Genomic DNA, 16,521 nt, shown 5'->3' with positions numbered 1-16,521 from the left:
TCAGAACCTGAGATGCAGCGCGAGTTCGGCGGTGCGCGGCGCGCCGAAGTACCACTGGGAGTCGCCGCCCGCGTAGGCGTAGGTCTTGTCGGTGAGGTTCTTCACCCGGACGTCAAGCGTGGCATAGCCCGTCGGCTTCCACTGCAGCCCGGCGTTCACCAGCGCGTAAGCCGGCCGTTTGTAGTCGTTGCTGGCCGAGGTGTAGGTCTTGCCCACGTATTGCAGGCCGGCCTGCGCCTTCCAATTCTCCGCGAAGCGCCAGGTGGCCCAGACGTTGGCCAGCTTTTCCGGCACGGCGTTCGGCGTGTTGCCCTTGCGACTGACCGGATCGGTCTTCTGCGTGACAGGGTTGAAGACGCCTTCGATGAAGTCGTCATAGCGTGCGTCGAGGATCGTGCCGTTGGCGTCGATCCGCCATCCATGTCCGAGTTCCATGCCGATGGAGGCCTCGACGCCACGGGAAGATTGCTGACCCACCTGCTGCGTGACCGTGGCGTCGTTCGGATTGCGCGCCAGCAGGTCTTTCTTCTCGATGTAGAAAGCCGACAGCGTCCACTCGAAGCGCTCGTCCCACAGGCTCTGCTTCACGCCGGCCTCGACCTGCCGGCCCTTGGAGAGCTTGAAGTCGGACTGCGCGGGCGTCAGCGACAGAAGCGAGTTCACCGGGTCGGCGGCTTCCGAATACTGGGCGTAGAAGGCGAGGTTCTTCACCGGCTCATAGACCGCGCCGACGCGCCAAGAGATCGAATCCAGCGTCGGGTTGGCCTTAGCGCCTGTGCGGAGATTGCGGTAGTCGATCTCCGGGTGGTCGTAACGCAGGCCCGCCACCAGCGAGAGCTGGTCGGTGAGCTTCAGCCGGTCGTCGAACGACAACGAGTACTGCGTGGTGGTGGCGCGGTACTCGCGGTCATAGCGGCTCGTCGAACCGTACTCGCCCGGATCGAAACCGGTCGGCGGCAGCGACGTGTCGCCGCCCGGCCCGGCGTAAGGGGAGTTGTTCAGGCGGCTGAACCGGAACCGGTTGACGTCGAAGCCGATGGTCGCTTCGTTCGCCATGCCGAACAGCTCGCTCCGGAGGGTGGCGTCCGCCCGCGCGCCGATCTGCTCGTGCTCGTGCTTGATCGCGATCCAGTCGCCGTCCGCGCGATCGATCAGGCCGGTCGCGGGATTCCAGGCGTAGCCCTCCGCGTTGCGCCACAGACGGTTGCTGGTGACGTAGTAGCCCACCGCCCGCAGCGCCACCGTCTCGTTCGGCGTCCACTCCGCCTTGAGCTGGGTGATGTTGTCGTTGAAGCGGATGACGCCGTCGCGGACGTTGTAGTTCTCGCCGATCCAGTCCTTCTCCACCTTGCCGGCGCCCTTCAGCGGCGTGCCGAAGTAGCGGCTCGGCTGGTTGTGGCCGCCGTCATGGCTGAGCGTGACGGAGAGCTCGTCGGTCGGCCGCCAGTTCAGCGCGCCGGAGAAGGCGAGGTTCTTGTAGTCGCCCCGGTCCATCCAGCCGTCGCCGCGGCTGGCCGCCACGTCGAAGCTGTAGGCGAATCTCTCATTGATCGGTCCTGCGCTGCCGGCGGCGAGGCCGACCTGGCCGTCCGTGCCGACCACCGCGCGGGCTTCGTTGCGGCGCGCGTCGGTCAGCGGCTTCTTCGGGATGACGTTGATGGCGCCGCCGATGGCGCCCTCGCCGTAGAGCACCGAGGCCGGGCCGCGCAGCACCTCGATTCGGTCCGCCGTCCAGGTGTCGAACGGGAAGGTGACCGTGCCGTTGCCGGGGTAGAGCCGCACGCCGTCATATAGCGTGGTGACCGAGTTCACGCCGGTGAAGCCGCGCGACGAATAGGCCCCGAAGCCGTTGCCGGGCGTGCCGATGAAGCTGAAGCCGGCGGCGTTCTGCGTCACGGCTTCGGCGATGGAGGACTGGCCGCGGTCGCGGACCACGTCGCCGGAGACCACGTCGACGCTCGCGGGCGTCTCCAGCGGGGTGAGCCCGAGGCGGCTGCCGGCGCCGGTCGACACGGTGAGGTTCGGCCCGGGCGCGAGGCCGCGCGCTTCGCCGGAGACTTTTATCTCATCGAGCGCGACGACGCCTTCGGCGTCCTCCGCGACGGCGGGGAGGGCGGCGCTCAGGACGAGAAGCGAGGCGCCCCCGAGCGCCGAGCTGAGCGTGCGGGAGGGCGAGGCGCGTCGGAACGCGGCCCCGGACGTCAGGGAAGGGAAGGTCGACAATGCGAAGCTCCGGGCGACGGCAGTGGCACGTCACCGCGAACGAAGCCTCCCGGCTCCAGACGCGAGGAGCCGTTCCGCACCCATCAGGACACCCCGCCCGATGTGCTCGCGTGTGACCACGGCTGACGGCAGGTCTCCTGGCTCACGGGTCGTCGTCCTGTCGTCGCCTTCCCGGGTCCGGAAACCCAGTGGCTGAGATGACGATGGACTCGCCGCTTACAGTTGCGGGGGCAGCCGCGGATTCGAACGTCGAGACGTCCTCACCGCGTTCCCTTTTGATCCCCGAGGGGAACCGTCGCCGCCACGATTACGACGCATTTCCGCGTGGCGCAATGCGGCCTTTCGGGCGCCTTTGGCGGCGCCCGGGCCATCACTTCTCGGCGAAAGCCTTCTCGATCACGAAATGGCCGGCCTCGCCGTGGTTGCCTTCCTCATAGCCGCCGTCGGCTAGAAGCTGGCGGGTGTCGCGGATCATGTCGGGCGAGCCGCACAGCATGAAGCGGTCGTTCTCGATCGACATTGCGGGCAAGCCGATATCCTCGAACAGCTTTCCGCTCGCCATCAGGTCGGTGATGCGGCCGCGGTTGCGGAACGGCTCGCGGGTGACGGTCGGGTAGTAGATCAAGCCGGCGGAGATCATCTCGCCGAGCAGTTCGTCCTTGGGCAGGGTTTCGGTGATGGTCTCGCCGTAAGCGAGTTCGTTCACCTGCCGGCAGCCGTGGACGAGCACGACCTTCTCGAAGCGCTCATAGGCCTCCGGATCCTTGATGATCGATAGGAAGGGGGCGAGGCCGGTGCCGGTTCCGAGCAGATAGAGGTTCCGGCCCGGCAGGAGATTGTCGAGCACGAGCGTGCCGGTGGGCTTGCGGCCGACGAGGATCGGGTCGCCCACTTTCAGGTGCTGCAGCCGCGAGGTCAGCGGCCCGTCCGGCACCTTGATCGAGAAGAACTCGAGCTCCTCGTCGTAATTCGCCGAGACGACGGAATAGGCGCGCACCAGCGGGCGTCCCTCGATCTCGAGCCCGATCATCGTGAACTCGCCGTTCCGGAACCGGAACGACGGATCGCGCGTGGTTCGGAAGGAGAACAGCGTGTCGGTCCAGTGCCTTACATGCGTCACGCGTTCTTCGAGGTACTTGCTCATCGGCTCAGGTCCCGTGCAGGGCTTCGTTCGGTTTCAGGCAAATCTCGGAATGCCGTCCGCCCCCTCACCCGGCCCTGCGGGCCGACCTCTCCCCGCTGGGGAGAGGTAAGGAAGCGGCGCCGTTCTTCACCTCTCCCCAGCGGGGAGAGGTCGACATCGCGTCAGCGATGGCGGGTGAGGGGGCGGACGACGTCAGGACCAAAACCTCACGCCGCCGCGGGGTCGGCGTGGCCGAAGGTCGATTCCAGCTTGCCGGCCCGGCCGTCCCATTCCGGAGCGTCGGCCGGCGGATCGCTCTTCTCGGTCACGTTCGGCCACAGCGCGGCGTATTTCGCGTTGAACGCGACCCAGCCCTCGAGGTTCGGCTCGGTGTCGGCCTTGATCGCCTCGGCCGGGCATTCCGGCTCGCAGACGCCGCAGTCGATGCATTCGTCGGGCGAGATCACCAGCATGGTCTCGCCCATGTAGAAGCAGTCGACCGGGCAGACCTCGACGCAGTCGGTGTACTTGCAGCGGATGCAGTTCTCCGTGACGACATAGGTCATCGTCGGCGTTTCCTTCGGGTGATTGCGGGGAGCGGCGTCGACGGCGCGTCAGAGCGCGCTGGCGATGTCCTGGCCCTCGAAATTGGCGGCGAGGCCCTTCATGGCGTCGTCGTTGATCTCGCCGCCCATGGCCTTGAGGCTTTCCTCGCGAATCAGCGACATCAGCCCCCGGCGCAGCGCCAGGAATTCCGACGACATGATCAGCGCGGGCTCGCGCGGGCGCGGCAGCGGCACCGCGACCTCCGCCTTGATGGCGCCGGGCCGGGCGGTCATGACGTAGACCCGGTCCGAAAGGAAGATCGCCTCGTCGATGTCGTGGGTGACGAACAGCACCGAGATCTTCAGCCGCTGCCACATGTTGGTGAGGATCTGCTGCATGATCAGCCGCGTCTGCGCGTCGAGCGCGCCGAAGGGCTCGTCGAGCAGCAGGATGCGGGGCCCGGTGGCGAGCGCCCGCACGATGCCGACGCGCTGCTTCATGCCGCCGGAGAGCGCGTCCGGATACTGGTTCTCGAACTGCGACAGGCCGGCGAGGCCGAGCAGCGTGCGCGCCTGCCGCGCGCGTTCCGCGCGGTCGATCCCCTTCATCTTGAGGCCGAACTCGACGTTCTCGCGCACCGTCTTCCAGGGGAACAGCGAGTACTGCTGAAAGATCATGCCGCGGTCGGCGCCGGGACCGTCAATCGGCTTGCCGTCGACGGCGACCGTGCCCGAGGTCGGCTTCAGGAAGCCCGCGAGCGCGTTCAGCATCGTGGACTTGCCGCAGCCGGACGGGCCGATGATCGACACGAACTCGCCGGGCTCGACGGTCAGCGACACGCTGGAGACGGCGTCGGTCGCGCCAGCGGCGGTCTCGTAGCGCAGGCCGAAGTCGCGGATCTCTATCCGGCCCCGGGTCGGGGCGGTCCCGCGCGGCGTTTCGGTCGTGACGGGGCGCTTCAGGGGGATCGCGGTCATCGGGCGGCGCTCCAGGGCATCACGAGGCGGCCGACCATGCGGATCGCCCAGCTCGAGGCGAGGCCGAGCGCTCCGATCGAGATCATGCCGAGCGCGATGTCCGAATACTGCACCAGGCTGTAGGCCTCCCAGGTGAAGTAGCCGATGCCGAACTGGCCCGAGATCATCTCGGCCGCGATCAGCGAGACCCAGGCGACGCCCATGCCGACGGTGAGGCCGGTGAAGATCTGCGGCAGCGTCGCCGGCAGATAGACCTCGCGGAGCAGCGCGATCTCCTTGGCGCCGAGGCAGCGCGCGGCCCGCACCAGCACCGGATCGACCGTCGCCATGCCGTGCAGCGTGTTGAGCAGGATGGGGAAGAACGAGCCGAGGAAGGTGATGAACACGATCGACTCCTCGTTCGTGGGCCACAGCATGATCGCCATCGGCACCCAGGCGATCGCCGGGATCGGCCGCAGCACCTCGGCGACGGGGAAGACCAGCTCCTTCAGCAGCCGGAACCGGCCCATCAGCAGCCCGAGCGGGATCGCGACCGCGGCGGCGATGAGGAAGCCGTAGAGGATGCGCCGGCAGCTCATGTAGACGTGGTCGAAGAAGGCGGAGCTCGCCAGAGCCGTCCGCGCGCTCGCCAGCACGTCGGACGGCGAGGGCACGTTCATGAAGCGGACGTAGATGTTGACGCGGTAGGTCGTCAGCAGGTGCCAGGCCAGCACGAACAGCGCGAGCGAGAGCACGCTCAACGCCGCCGAGCGCAGCGGCAGGCGCGAGAACCGGCTCCGGCGCGGCGCGGCGGGCGCGCCCCGCCCGGGCGCCGCGCCGCAGCGCTGCGAGGCCGAAGCCGGCGCGGAGGCCCGCTCCAGCGGGGTGGGGAGCGTCGCGCCGGCCATGGCCTCAGCCCCGCGCGGCTGCGGCGAGCGCGTCGTCGAAGGTGACGACCTTGCCGCCCGAGGACGCCGCGAAGGCGTCGGCGTCCTGCTTCAGCATGAAGGGCGCAAGCTCCTTCTTGTCGCCCACGACGTAGAACGCCTTGTCCGCGAACAGCTTGATGCCGCGCGCCGTGTCGAAGACGTAGGCCACGTTGATCGCCGTCCCCTTGGCCTTGTAGTCCTGCAGCGCGCCGAGCGTGCACGAGGCGCTGGAGAACGGCAGGATGTCGCCGTCCTTGACCCAGATCTCGCCGGCCTTGCGCGGCTCCGCGATCGTGGTCTTGCAGAAGGCGTCCTCGCCCTTGACCTCGTAGTTCGCCGTGCTCTTGACCTCGGCGTCGTAATCGAGGCCGCGGGCCTTGTAGGCGGCGCGGATGTAGCCGTCGTTGACCCAGGGGTCGACGTCGAACGCCGTCTTGATGCGGTCGAGGCTCTGCAGGACCTTCACGTCCTCCTTCGCGGCGTCGATCAGCGGGGCTTTGAGGGTCGGGTCGAGCGTCATGATGCCGCCGGGCCCGAGGAAGATGTAGACCACCTCCTTGTCGGTCCCGGTCCATTCCGAAATCTTCTCGGCGGCCCGCTTCGGGTCCTCCTTGACCCAGGCGTTGGCGTCGAGCACCGCCTGCAGGTAGGCGTTGACGATCTCGGGGTGTTTCTCGGCGAAGTCGGTGCGCACCACGACGCCATGCCAGGTCGGCAGGTTGGTCTGCACGCCGTCGAACACCTTGCGGGCGAAGCCGCGGAACGGCAGCAGCTCGGCGAAGGGCACGAAGTCGGCGTGGGCGTCGATCTTCTTTTCCTTGAGGTTGGTCGTGCCGACCTCGGGGCTCTGGCTGACGAGCTGGAAGAAGTCCTTCGGCAGCTTGGCGTCCTGCATCGCCTTCAGCACCATGCCGTGGGCGGCGGAGCCGAAGGGCACGCTGACGACCGTGCCCTTGAGGTCCTCCAGCGCGAAGTACGGCGAGTCGTTGTGGACCACGATCCCGTTGCCCGAGCCGTGGATGTTGTAGGCCGCGACCGCGATGAGCTGCGACTTCGACTCCGGATTGTTCTGGAAGGTGTAGCCGTTCACCACCAGCGGATAGTCGCCCATTCCGCCGAACTGCAGCTTGTTGGCCATCATGCCGTTGGTGACGGGCGGGCCGGAGGTGAAGTTCTGCCAGTCGAGCTTGATCTCGACGCCCTCATATTTGCCGCCCTTGGGCAGATGCTTTTCGAGCAGGCCGAGCTTGCGGATCACGACCCCGGTCGTGACCGTGTTGGTGGTGGTGTCCTGCGTCCCGATGCCGACGAGGATGGTCTCGGCCTGGGCGGGACCCGACGCCATGAGGCCCGCCGCGGCGGCGAGCGCCGTGAGGGAGATTGCGCACCGCGCACGCTTCACTGCCGACATCGCCCACCTCGCTTCGAAGAACCAAGCGTCCGTTCAGGACTGACGCCAATGATCATCGAAGCGGGGGGGCTCCGCTTCAAACGGAGAGGCCGTGAGGCGGTGGATTAGTTGCCAAAAAACAAGGCCTGCCGGTTTGCGCGCCATGCCACTGCCGTCATGTGCGGCGGCCGGAGGGCGGCTGTGCCGGGAGCGTGAACGGTTTGGGCGGGTTGAGCGGGCGCTCGACGGCCCTGCGACCTCGCCGAACGCATGCGAGGCGGAACTGGGCGCCCGCGACTTTCCGGGATGAACGAGCTCGACGCCGAAGTCGTGGATGCCCACGAAGCCGCGGACATGACGCCGCGGTTCAAGCGGCGATCATTACGCTCTCAGGCGTCGCCGCTGCTGCGCATCTGGGCCAGCACGTCCGGCCGGCGGATCAGGATGTCCGAGCGCCGCGCCTCGACCACGCCGCGCTCGGCGAGCCGCTTCAGGCTGATCGTGACCCACTGCCGGGTGGCGCCGACGAGATGGGCGAGGTCGGCATGGGTGAAGCTCGCCGCGATCAGGACGCCGTCGTCGTCCGGCACGCCGTAGAGATCGGCGAGGTGGAGCAGCAGATGGGCGAGCCGCTCGGTGATCGAGCGGGTGCCGAGCATCTGCGCCATGGTCGAATAGCACTTGCCCTTGAACACGAGCCCGTCGATCAGGCCGATCGCGAGCGCGGGGATCTGGGTCGCGAGGTCGCGAAGGGCCGCGCCGGGCAGGTGGACCACGCTCGAATTGCTCGCGGCCATGCCGGACCAGACGTGCGGCGCGCCGCCGAACACCTCCGGTCCCCCGACGAAATTGCCGGGATACCAGTAGGCGAGCGTGATCTCGCGACCGGAGGGGGCGGCGTAGAACACGCGGATGCGGCCGCTCTCGATCAGGTAGATGCCGTCATGGGGCGAGCCCTGGCTGAACAGCGTGCCGCCGCGGTAGAGCACGCGCTTGCGGCCGCGCTCCAGCACCTGCCGGCGCTCGCTCTCGGTCAGGCCTTCAAGCAGGGGGCGCTGGCGCTGCGCGCCGGGCGCCGTCGCCTGCGCCTCGCCATCGGACAGCAGCAGCGCGGCGGCGGGCGCGGCGACCGCGGGGTGAGCGGACTGGAGAGGGGGCCAGGCTGCGGCCGTCGATGGTTGCACGTCACCGTCCTCCGAGAGCCGAATTCGCACTGCAGCGAAACACGGAATGATTCCAATTCAAAGCTTCAAAGTCGTGCAGACTGAGCGCAATTGCGGCGCTTCCCCACGGGCGAGGCGCGTTTAATATATCTAATAAATAGATTGAGTCATTTAAATCCGGGAGGCGGCCCCAACGCAAAACGCGCCGGCGAGGGCCGGCGCGTTCGTCGTTGCGAGTAGGGATGGGCGCCCTGCGGCGGCCGGGTCACACCGCCGCGTGGCAGCGTCCCAGCGCCCAACGGATCATCTTGCGCACGTCCGGATCGGGGTCGTCCATGGCGCGCTCGAGCGCCGGGATCGCCGCGGGCGAGGCGATCTCGCCGAGGGCCGCGGCGGCCTCTTTGCGCAGGTTCGGTATGTCGCTGTCGAGCAGGGGCCCGAGCGCGTCGACCGCGCTTTCGGCCTTCAGCCGGCCAAGCGCGTTGGCGGCCTTGATCCGCACTTGCCAGACGTCATCGCCGAGCGCGCCGATCAGCGCGACGGTCGCCTCTGGCAACCGGATTTTGGCGGCGGAGACGGCGGCCTCCTCGCGCACCTGCCAGTGCGGGTCGGACAGGCCCGCGACCAGCGTCGAGGCGCCGGGGCCGCCCGGACGGACGAACACGAGCGCGGACATGGTGGCGCGGCGCACTGTCGGGTCCTCGTCGGACGCGGTCGCGATCAGCGCCGGCATCGCCTGCTCGGCCTTCAGCCAGCCGATGACGCCGAGGCCCTCGCGGCGCACCTCCGGGGCCGGGTTGCGCAGCGCCTTGAGCGCCGCCGCGAGCGCGTCAGGCAGCGTCAGCTCCCGCAGCGCCCGCAGCGCCGCCGCCTGCACGAACGGGTCGGAGTGCTCCGCGCGCTCGATCAGCAGCGGGCCGCAGGACGGCTCCTTCTTGTCGGCGAGCGATTCCGCCGCCGACAGGCGGACGGTCTCGTCCGGATCCTCGAGCGAGCCGACCAGGCCCTCGACGACCTCCGGACCGTCATGCTCGTCGAGCGCCTTGGCGGCGGCGGCGCGCACCTCCGGGTCGGGATCGCCCAGACCCTTCAGCAGCAACACGATCGCTTCCGGGCCGACCTGCTCCGCGAGCTCCATCATGGCGACGCGCCGGACGCCGGCGTCCGGATCGGCCGCACGCTCCTTCAGGTCGTCGAGGTCGTCGTCGAAGGCGTCGAAAACGGGCATGGCGCAAAGCTCCAAAATTTAAGCGCGACGTTCAGCCGAGCCTCCGAACGTCATGCCCGGCGAAGCCGGGCATCTACGACTTAGGCGTCGAGCGCTGCCCCGGCCAAGTCGTGGATACCCGCCCTGCGGGCGGGCATGACGAGGGGCTTCAGCGCAGCAGGTACGGGATGTTGACCTTGACCGCGCCGGTCGGGCAGTCGGCCTCGCAGGGCATGCAGTACCAGCACTCGTCGTATTTCATGAACGCCTTCTGCCGCCCCTCGTCGATCGCGAGGATGTCGAGCGGGCAGACGTCGACGCAGACGGTGCAGCCCTTCTCGGCGATGCATTTGGCGTCGTCGATGACGACAGCGGCGCTCTTGGCGTGGGTGATGATCGGCATGGCTCTGTTTCCTCACTCGGCCGCGGCCGGCGTCTTCACGCGGAGCTGGTGGTAGGCGGCCATCTCGTCGGCCTCGACGGGCACGATGTACGGGTCGACCGCGCGCTTGGCGTGGGCCATTTGGCCGTTCTCGTCCTTGTAGAGGGCGGTGTGGCAGAACCACTCGTCGTCGTTGGTCTCGGGATGGTCGACGCGCAGGTGATAGAAGCCCCAGCGGCTTTCGGTGCGGTAGAGCGAGGCCGCCGCCGCCATGTCGGCGCAGTCGAGGATGGTCTGCATCTCGAGCGCGCGCAGCAGCTCGTGCGGGTCGCGGGCGCAGAGCGCCGAAAGGTCGTCGCGGATCTCGGCGAAGCGGCGCTGGCCGATCCGCATCTTGGCGGTCACCTTCGGCGGTTCGAGATAGTCGTTCACCAGCCGGCGGGTCTTGAACTCCATCTCGTGCGGCGTCAGCCCGTCCTCGCGCCGGGTCGGCGCCAGCACGCGCTCCTTCTCGGCGGCGAGGTGGCCCTCGTCATGCGCGGCGAGGTCGACGTTGGCGCAGTATTCGGCCGCGTCGGCGCCGGCGATGCCGCCGTTCACGAATGCGCCCAGCATGTAGTTGTGCGGCACGCTCGCCATGTCGCCGACGGCGTAGAGGCCAGGCACCGTCGTGCGGGCGAACTCGTCGACTGCGACGCCCGAGGCGGAATGGCCCGAGCAGAAGCCGATCTCGGAGATGTGCATCTCCACAGGCTGCTTGCGGTAGTCGTTGCCGCGCCGCTCGTGGAACCGGCCGCGCGAGGGCCGCTCGTTGGTGTGCAGGATGGTCTCGATCTCGGAGATCGTCTCTTCCGCGAGGTGGTCCATCTTGAGGTAGACCGGGCCGTTGCCCGACTGCAGCTCGCGCCAGAACTCCAGCATCATCTGGCCCGACCAGTAGTCGCACTCGATGAAGCGGTCGCCCTTGTTATTGGCGGTGAAGCCGCCGAACGGGCCGGTGACGTAGGCGCAGGACGGGCCGTTGTAGTCCTTGATCAGCGGATTGATCTGGTAGCACTCGAGGTTCGCGAGCTCGGCGCCGGCGTGGTAGGCCATGGCGTAGCCGTCGCCGCAGTTGGCGGCGTTCTCGTAGGTGCCGAACATGTAGCCGGAGGCCGGCAGGCCGAGGCGCCCAGCTGCGCCGCAGGCGAGGATGACCGCCTTCGCCTTCACCACCAGGAACTCGGAGGTGCGGGTGTTGACGCCGACCGCGCCGGCGATGCGGCCGTCGGCGCCCTTCAGCAGCCGGGTCGCCATGTAGCGGTTCGTCACCGCCACCTGCAGGCGGCGGAGCTGCCGGTACAGCACCTTCTTGACGTTGTGGCCTTCCGGCATCGGCAGCACGTAGGTCCCCATGTGGTGGACCTTGCGCATGTTGTACTCGCCGGAGCCGTCCTTCTCGAACTTCACCCCAAGCTTGTCGAGGTACTGGATCATCGGGAAGGAGCCGGTGGCGTAGGCCATCACCGCCTTCTGGTTGACGATGCCGTCGTTCGCGACGGTGATTTCCTTCACATACTGCTCGGGCGTGGCGTAGCCCGGCACGACGGCGTTGTTCAGGCCGTCCATGCCCATGGAGATCGCGCCGGAGCGCTTGACGTTGGCCTTCTCCATCAGGACGACGCGCAGCTTCGGATTGGCTTCCTTGGCCTTGATCGCCGCCATCGGGCCGCCGGTGCCGCCGCCGATGACGAGCAGGTCGGTCTCGATGATCTCGGTCTTGGGCTCGCTCATGAGATGTCTCGTCTGGCTCGCGGGGGTCGGTTCAGGCGGCGCGCGCGGGAGCCGCCGGGGCGGTCTCGCCCGCGGCGAGGCGGCGAAGATAGGTCCACGGGTAGATCCCGCGGTCGTGGCCGTCGTCGAAGGTCATGTGCGCGGCGTAGCCGCCGAGCGGCTCGATCGCTGTGATCGCGACGCCCGGAAACGCAGCGGGGAAACGTCCGTCGGCGCGGGCGCGGGTGCACCAGGCGCAGCGGCAGCCGAGCCGGAGCGTCTCGGCCGAAAGCGTGGCGACGTCGCCGTCGTGGAAGCTCAGCCGGAGCTCCCGGCCGGCGTCGCGGACGGCGGCTTCCGCCGGCGTGTCCGCCGGATCGAAGGGCGGCTGGCCGCCGGCGATCCGTTCGAGCGGATGCTCCATCGCGTTCTCCTCTCGCATCGTGCCTGCAAGAGGATGGGAAACCGCGGAACGGAGACAGCAATTAGTTGCCGGCGGCCGGCGTTCCTCAGGCAAAGCGCCTCGCGCCCGCCACGCAGGCGACGACGACGGCGGTCGTGACGAACATCGGCCAGGCGACGGGCTCTCCGAGCAGCAGCGCCGCCAGCGCGAAGCCGAAGAACGGCTGCAGCAGTTGCAGCTGGCCGACGCCGGCGGCGCCGCCAAGCGCAAGCCCGCGGTACCAGAACGCGAAGCCGACCAGCATGCTGAACACCGAGACGTAGCCGAGGCCGAGCCACGCCGCGCCGCCGACGCCGTCCCACGTCGCGGGAGCGCTCGCGAGCGCGAACGGCGCGGCCGCCGGCAGCGCGACGACCAGCGCCCAGGAAATGACCTGCCAGCCGCCGAGCCGGCGCGACAGCGCGGCGCCTTCGGCGTAGCCGAGTCCGCAGATCGCGACCGCCGCCACCATCAGCAGGTCGCCGGCGAGCGAGCCGCCGGCGCTGGTCGCGAGCGCGAACCCCGCGACGGACAGGCCACCGACGATCGCGAACAGCCAGAACGCGGGCTTCGGACGTTCGCCGGCGCGCGCGACCGCGAACAGGGCGGTGGCGAGCGGCAGCAGGCCGATGAAGACGATCGAACGCGCCGAGGTGATGCGCTCGAGCGCGATCGCGGTCAGCAGCGGGAAGCCGACGACGACGCCAAGCGCGACGATCGCGAGCGGAACGAGGTCCGCGCGGGAGGGGCGCCGCTGACGCAGCGCGAGCAGCAGGGCGGCGGCCAGCGCGCCGGCGATCGCCGCGCGCGCCGAGGTCAGGAACAGCGGCGGCAGGCCGCCGACGGCGACCCGCGTCGCCGGCAGCGAGCCGCTGAAGATGATCACGCCGATCAGGCCGCTGCCCCAGCCTTCCATCGCCCGTCCCATGCCGTCCTCCCCGCCCTGTCGCGGCGTCGACCGTTAGCGGGGAGCGGGCTGGCGCCGCCAGAGACGGAGCAGTACAATCCGGCGAAACTGTTATGCAGGCTAAACCCATACAGTTAGGGGCTGCGGGCATGAGCCTAGCCGAGACGACGCGCACGGCCGAGGTGATGGACGCGATCCGCCGGCGGGTGACGAGCCGCACGCTCGCGCCCGGCGACCGGCTGCCGTCGATCCGCGGTTTCGCCTCGGCGATGCGGGTGTCGCCGTCAACGGTGGTGGAGGCCTATGACCGGCTGGCCGCCGAGGGCCTGATCCGGTCCCGCCGCGGTTCGGGCTTCTATGTCGTCGGCGGCGCTGCGCCGCTGACGCTTGCGGAAGTCGGGCCGAAGCTCGACCGCGCCGTCGATCCGCTGTGGGTGTCGCGCCAGTCGCTCGACGCCGGCCCGGAGACGCTGAAGCCCGGCTGCGGCTGGCTGCCGGCGGACTGGATGCCGATGACCGAGCTGCGACGGTCGATCCGGGCGCTGGCGCGCGCCGACGACGCCACGCTCGCCGATTACGGCGGGGCGCGAGGCTCGGCTGCGCTGCGCCGTCTGCTCGCGCGCCGCATGGCCGACCAGGGGGTGGAGGCCGCGCCGGACCAGATCATCCTGACGGCCTCCGGCACCCACGCGATCGATCTCGTCTGCCGCTTTCTGCTCCGTCCGGGCGATACGGTGCTGGTCGACGACCCCTGCTATTTCAACTTCCTCGCGCTGCTGCGCGCCCATCAGGTCGAGATCGTCGGCGCGCCGTTCACGCCGAACGGCCCGGACCTCGCGGCGTTCGGGAAGGTTCTCGCGGAGCGCCGGCCGCGGCTCTACCTCACCAATTCCGGCCTCCACAATCCGACCGGCGCGAGCCTGTCGCCGCACGTCGCGCACCGCGTGCTGAGCCTGGCGGCGGCCCATGACGTCGTCATCGTCGAGGACGACATCTTCGCGGATTTCGAGCCGGAGCCGTCGCCGCGGCTCGCGGCCCTCGACGGGCTCTGCCGGGTCATCCGGATCGGCAGCTTTTCGAAGACCCTGTCGGCCTCGGTGCGCTGCGGGCACATCGCGGCGCGGGCGGACTGGATAGAGGGGCTGATCGACCTGCAGGTCGCGACCGGCTTCGGGGCCGCGAGCCCCGCCGCGACCGAACTGATCGCGGGCGCGCTCGGCGACGGCGGCTACCGCCGGCATGTGGAGGCGCTCCGCCGGCGCCTGTCGCTCGCGATGCGCGACGTGGACGCGAAGCTCGCGCGGCTCGGCTTCGCGCCATGGACCGAACCGCGGGCAGGTGTGTTCCTCTGGCGCCGCCTGCCGGACGGCCTCGACGCCGCAGCCGTCGCGACCGCCGCGCTGGCCGAAGGCGTCGTGCTGGCGCCCGGCGACGTGTTCAGCGTCTCGCGCACCGCGTCCAGCTTCATGCGCTTCAACGTGGCGCAGTGCGGCGACCCGCGGGTCTACGACGTGCTGGCGCGCGCCATGGCGCGGACATGATCCTGCACAGCAATCGGGCGCTTCGAGCCTAACTCTCGCGCAGGTTTTCCGCGCGGCGCCCGGCATGGGCGCTCACCACGCGTTTCAGCAACTCAAGGAAGGTGGCGCGCTCGTCGGCGTTGAGCGCCTCGACGGTGGCCTCGTGGGCGGCGCGCGCCGATGCCTCCATCGCGCTGAGCAGCGCAGCCCCTTCGGCGGTCATCCGGCACACCTGCGCCCGGCGGTCCTGCGCCGAGGTCACGCGCTGCAGAAGTCCTCTGGATTCAAGGCGTTTCAGCGCCCCGGTCGTCGTCGTCCGGTCGAGCGCCACGGCCCGCGCCAGCGTCGTCTGGTCGGCCTCGTCGAGGACCGCCAGCGCCGACAGCAGGCTGTACTGGAGCGGCGTCATCCGAAACGTGGCGCACAGCTCGGCGAACAGGCTCACATGGATCTGATGAAGCCGCCGCGCCAGAAATCCGGGACGTTCGATCAGCGGCCAAATTTCTTTGTAACAATTTGAATCTGAGGCGTTTTCGCTCACGCGCAGGGTCTCGCTGAAAGGCTCTTCCAGGCTTTCGCCCTGCAAGCCGCTCGCCAGATGGCATGCCGCCTGCATGAGGAATTGCGAAGCATACTTCGCTTTTTCGCGCCGCCGGGCAAGCCGGGCGGCCTGCGGGATGGAGGAACGAATGGCGGACGCGACACGGTACGATCTGGTGCTCAAGGGCGGACGGGTGATCTGTCCGGCCTCCGGCGTCGACGGGGTGCGCGACGTCGCGGTGAAGGCCGGCAAGATCGCCGCGGTCGAGGAGGCGATCCTGCCGAGCGCGGCGGCCGAGGTCGTCAACGTCTCCGGCAGGCTGGTGCTGCCCGGCCTGATCGACACCCACGGCCATGTCTACCAGTACGTCACCGGCCGCTTCGGGCTCGATCCCGACATGGTCGGCGTGCGCTCGGGCGTCACCACCGTGATCGACCAGGGCGGTCCGTCCTGCATGACGCTGCCGGGCTTCCGCAAGTTCATCGCCGAGCCGTCCGAGACCAACGTGCTGGCCTTCCTCTCCGCCTATCTCGTGGGCGGCCTCGAGGGCCATTTCTACCCCAACCTCTACAGCCCCGACTGCGTCGACATCGAAGCGACCGTGCGTTCGGCGACCGCGAACCGCGACCTCGTCCGCGGGATCAAGGGCCACGCCGAGATCGGCGGCTTCGCGCGCTGGGGCATCAAGGTCATGGAGATGGCCGCGGAGATCGCGCGCCGCGCCGAGGTGCCGCTCTACGTCCATTTCGGCCAGCTCTGGGGCCTGCCCGAGAGCGGGAAGAACGGCGAGGACGCCGACACCATCCTTGAGCGCGTGATCCCGCTGCTGAAGGAGGGCGACGTGCTGGCCCATCCCTTCACGCGCCACCCCGGCGGCTTCGTGAACCGCGAGGGCGAGCTGCACCACGTCATCCAGGCGGCGCTCGACCGTGGCCTGAAGGTGGACGTCGGCCACGGGTCGCACTTCTCCTATCGCCTCGCCAAGCAGGCGCTCGCGGCCGGCGTGATCCCGCACACGCTCGGCGCCGACATGCACGGCTACAACACGCAGGTGCCCGAGATCCCTGTGCCGCTCGGCACGCCGGAAGAGCACGAGGACGACGAGAACCACCCCTTCAAGGGCCAGGCGCGCTTCAGCCTGACCCAGGCCATGAGCTCGATGATGACGCTCGGCATCCCGCTGGAGGAGGTGGTCAAGATGGTCACCTCGCATCCCGCGAAGATGCTGCAGATGGAGGACACGCTGGGCTCGCTCGCGGTTGGGAGGACGGCGGACGTGTCCGTGCTCGACGACGTCCGCGGCCGCTTCGTGCTGCGCGACAACGAGGACTACCGCGTCATCGCCGAGCGCCTGCTGCAGCCGGCCTTCTGCCTGCGCGCCGGCAAGCGCATCGACGCCGACAGCCCGATCCTGCCGCAGGCGATCGCGGCGTGAGCGCT

Annotated in this window: 15 protein-coding genes and 1 riboswitch; of the genes, 2 read left to right on the top strand and 13 right to left on the bottom strand. The window is 69.1% G+C overall.

The features are described from left to right. From PKE78_RS06800 to PKE78_RS06745, 12 genes are all read right to left on the bottom strand, one after another. Positions 1-2,223 carry a TonB-dependent receptor gene (locus tag PKE78_RS06800; protein WP_271200123.1) on the bottom strand — a complete coding sequence of 741 codons (2,223 nt, stop codon included), beginning with the start codon at positions 2,221-2,223 and terminating at the stop codon, positions 1-3. Positions 2,224-2,333: 110 nt separating this feature from the next. After that, positions 2,334-2,535: riboswitch (cobalamin riboswitch) on the bottom strand. Positions 2,536-2,593: 58 nt separating this feature from the next. After that, entirely contained in the window at positions 2,594-3,367 is a 774-nt protein-coding gene (locus PKE78_RS06795) for a ferredoxin--NADP reductase (RefSeq protein ID WP_271200122.1), read from the bottom strand. 206 nt (positions 3,368-3,573) lie between these two features. Then, positions 3,574-3,912, bottom strand: a complete 339-nt coding sequence (gene fdxA / locus PKE78_RS06790; protein WP_271200121.1) for a ferredoxin FdxA — start codon at positions 3,910-3,912, stop codon at positions 3,574-3,576. A 48-nt stretch (positions 3,913-3,960) separates the two neighbouring features. Next, positions 3,961-4,869, bottom strand: a complete 909-nt coding sequence (locus tag PKE78_RS06785) for an ABC transporter ATP-binding protein (protein ID WP_271200120.1) — start codon at positions 4,867-4,869, stop codon at positions 3,961-3,963. Next, entirely contained in the window at positions 4,866-5,756 is an 891-nt protein-coding gene (locus tag PKE78_RS06780; RefSeq protein ID WP_271200119.1) for an ABC transporter permease, read from the bottom strand. The genes PKE78_RS06785 and PKE78_RS06780 overlap by 4 nt, the downstream gene beginning before the upstream one ends. 4 nt (positions 5,757-5,760) lie before the next feature. Then, positions 5,761-7,122, bottom strand: a complete 1,362-nt coding sequence (locus PKE78_RS06775; protein ID WP_271200118.1) for a nitrous oxide reductase accessory protein NosL — start codon at positions 7,120-7,122, stop codon at positions 5,761-5,763. Positions 7,123-7,556: 434 nt separating this feature from the next. Continuing rightward, positions 7,557-8,351, bottom strand: a complete 795-nt coding sequence (locus PKE78_RS06770) for a Crp/Fnr family transcriptional regulator (protein WP_428981241.1) — start codon at positions 8,349-8,351, stop codon at positions 7,557-7,559. A 244-nt stretch (positions 8,352-8,595) separates the two neighbouring features. Then, positions 8,596-9,558 (bottom strand): HEAT repeat domain-containing protein, encoded by a 963-nt coding sequence (locus PKE78_RS06765; protein ID WP_271200117.1) that lies wholly within the window; start codon positions 9,556-9,558, stop codon positions 8,596-8,598. A gap of 148 nt (positions 9,559-9,706) precedes the next feature. Next, positions 9,707-9,940: a 4Fe-4S dicluster domain-containing protein gene (locus PKE78_RS06760; protein WP_271200116.1), complete on the bottom strand. Its 234-nt coding sequence runs from the start codon at positions 9,938-9,940 to the stop codon at positions 9,707-9,709. Between the two features lie 12 nt (positions 9,941-9,952). Then, on the bottom strand, positions 9,953-11,692 hold the full coding sequence (locus PKE78_RS06755) for a fumarate reductase/succinate dehydrogenase flavoprotein subunit (protein WP_271200115.1): 1,740 nt from the start codon (positions 11,690-11,692) through the stop codon (positions 9,953-9,955). A 31-nt stretch (positions 11,693-11,723) separates the two neighbouring features. Next, positions 11,724-12,095, bottom strand: a complete 372-nt coding sequence (locus PKE78_RS06750) for a DUF971 domain-containing protein (protein ID WP_271200114.1) — start codon at positions 12,093-12,095, stop codon at positions 11,724-11,726. A gap of 85 nt (positions 12,096-12,180) precedes the next feature. Then, positions 12,181-13,041 (bottom strand): DMT family transporter, encoded by an 861-nt coding sequence (locus tag PKE78_RS06745; protein ID WP_271200113.1) that lies wholly within the window; start codon positions 13,039-13,041, stop codon positions 12,181-12,183. 128 nt (positions 13,042-13,169) lie between these two features. Between PKE78_RS06745 and PKE78_RS06740 the strand changes: the two genes are divergently transcribed. Then, complete coding sequence (locus PKE78_RS06740; RefSeq protein WP_271200112.1) at positions 13,170-14,561, top strand: aminotransferase-like domain-containing protein; 1,392 nt, start codon at positions 13,170-13,172, stop codon at positions 14,559-14,561. 28 nt (positions 14,562-14,589) lie between these two features. On the opposite strand, the gene PKE78_RS06735 is transcribed toward PKE78_RS06740, so the two are convergent. Continuing rightward, on the bottom strand, positions 14,590-15,264 hold the full coding sequence (locus PKE78_RS06735) for a MarR family winged helix-turn-helix transcriptional regulator (protein ID WP_309299095.1): 675 nt from the start codon (positions 15,262-15,264) through the stop codon (positions 14,590-14,592). On the opposite strand from PKE78_RS06735, the gene PKE78_RS06730 reads away from it, so the two are divergent. Further along, positions 15,230-16,516 carry an amidohydrolase/deacetylase family metallohydrolase gene (locus PKE78_RS06730; RefSeq protein WP_271200111.1) on the top strand — a complete coding sequence of 429 codons (1,287 nt, stop codon included), beginning with the start codon at positions 15,230-15,232 and terminating at the stop codon, positions 16,514-16,516. The two genes, PKE78_RS06735 and PKE78_RS06730, sit on opposite strands and share 35 nt — an antisense overlap. Positions 16,517-16,521 lie beyond the last annotated feature (5 nt).

Origin of the sequence: Methylopila turkensis (genome assembly GCF_027922325.1) — a bacterium.
In the GTDB taxonomy this organism is placed as follows: domain Bacteria; phylum Pseudomonadota; class Alphaproteobacteria; order Rhizobiales; family Methylopilaceae; genus Methylopila; species Methylopila turkensis.
Note: the sequence above shows the minus strand (reverse complement) of the source record. Positions and strands in the feature narration are given on the sequence as shown.

Coding starts and splice junctions, on each gene's coding strand:
- PKE78_RS06795 (WP_271200122.1), bottom strand. CDS start 3,367: ATGAGCAAGTACCTCGAAGAACGCGTGACGCATGTAAGGCACTGGACC.
- fdxA (WP_271200121.1), bottom strand. CDS start 3,912: ATGACCTATGTCGTCACGGAGAACTGCATCCGCTGCAAGTACACCGAC.
- PKE78_RS06785 (WP_271200120.1), bottom strand. CDS start 4,869: ATGACCGCGATCCCCCTGAAGCGCCCCGTCACGACCGAAACGCCGCGC.
- PKE78_RS06780 (WP_271200119.1), bottom strand. CDS start 5,756: ATGGCCGGCGCGACGCTCCCCACCCCGCTGGAGCGGGCCTCCGCGCCG.
- PKE78_RS06775 (WP_271200118.1), bottom strand. CDS start 7,122: ATGGCGTCGGGTCCCGCCCAGGCCGAGACCATCCTCGTCGGCATCGGG.
- PKE78_RS06765 (WP_271200117.1), bottom strand. CDS start 9,558: ATGCCCGTTTTCGACGCCTTCGACGACGACCTCGACGACCTGAAGGAG.
- PKE78_RS06760 (WP_271200116.1), bottom strand. CDS start 9,940: ATGCCGATCATCACCCACGCCAAGAGCGCCGCTGTCGTCATCGACGAC.
- PKE78_RS06755 (WP_271200115.1), bottom strand. CDS start 11,692: ATGAGCGAGCCCAAGACCGAGATCATCGAGACCGACCTGCTCGTCATC.
- PKE78_RS06750 (WP_271200114.1), bottom strand. CDS start 12,095: ATGGAGCATCCGCTCGAACGGATCGCCGGCGGCCAGCCGCCCTTCGAT.
- PKE78_RS06745 (WP_271200113.1), bottom strand. CDS start 13,041: ATGGGACGGGCGATGGAAGGCTGGGGCAGCGGCCTGATCGGCGTGATC.
- PKE78_RS06740 (WP_271200112.1), top strand. CDS start 13,170: ATGAGCCTAGCCGAGACGACGCGCACGGCCGAGGTGATGGACGCGATC.
- PKE78_RS06730 (WP_271200111.1), top strand. CDS start 15,230: ATGGCGGACGCGACACGGTACGATCTGGTGCTCAAGGGCGGACGGGTG.